1 protein-coding gene is annotated in these 922 nt (G+C 61.6%); it reads right to left on the bottom strand.

Features of this window, described 5'->3' with window-relative positions; genetic code table 11:
• The coding region (locus C1A30_RS00075; RefSeq protein WP_142392524.1) for an AMP-binding protein at window positions 1-922 on the bottom strand (922 nt) is incomplete at both ends.

The raw sequence follows: 922 nt of genomic DNA, 5'->3' as shown, positions 1-922 counted from the left end.
TACAACTCCCCCACCACACCCACCGGCACCGGCCGCAACCACCCATCCAACACAAACAACGCCGCCCCCGGCACCGCCAACCCAATCGGCACCACACCCGAACCCGCCACCAACGGCGCACTGATGGTGGCATACACCGTGGTCTCCGTCGGCCCGTAACCATTGATCAACACCCGACCCGGCGCCCACCGATCCACCACCTCAACCGGACACGCCTCACCAGCAGCCATCACCGCCACCGACTCCAACCCCTCAACAGGCATCGCCGCCAACGCCGACGGAGTCCGACTCAACACCGTCACCTTCTCAGCGACCACCAACGCATGCAGATCCTGCGGCGAAGCAGCCACCGACTCAGACACCACCACCAACCGGGCGCCGAACAACAACGCCCCCCAGATCTCCCACACCGAAAAATCAAACGCATACGAATGACACTGCGTCCACACCTGACCCGGACCCCACACCAACCCCAGATCCAACGACTCAAACAACCGCGTCACATTACGATGCGTCACCGCAACACCTTTGGGCACACCCGTAGTACCCGAGGTATAGATGATATGAGCCACATCATCAGGATCAGGCAACACCAAACCCGTCGACGGATACCGGGCCACCACCGGATCGCCAACATCAACAACCACCACACCACAACCAGCCAACCGGCCAGCCAACCCCGCACTAGACACCGCCACCACCGGAGCAGCATCAGCCACCATGAACCCAATCCGGGCATCCGGATAAACCGGATCAATCGGCAGGTAAGCCGCCCCAGACTTGAGCACCGCCAAAATCGCGATCACCGCATCAGCCGACCGCTCCAACAACAACGCCACACACCGACCCGGACCCGCACCCAACTCAACCAACAAATGCGCCAACCGATTCGACGCCTCATCAACCTCCCCATACGACCACG

The organism is Mycobacterium sp. 3519A, from assembly GCF_900240945.1.
In the GTDB taxonomy this organism is placed as follows: Bacteria; Actinomycetota; Actinomycetes; order Mycobacteriales; family Mycobacteriaceae; genus Mycobacterium.
This window is presented reverse-complemented; position numbering and strand designations above follow the sequence as displayed.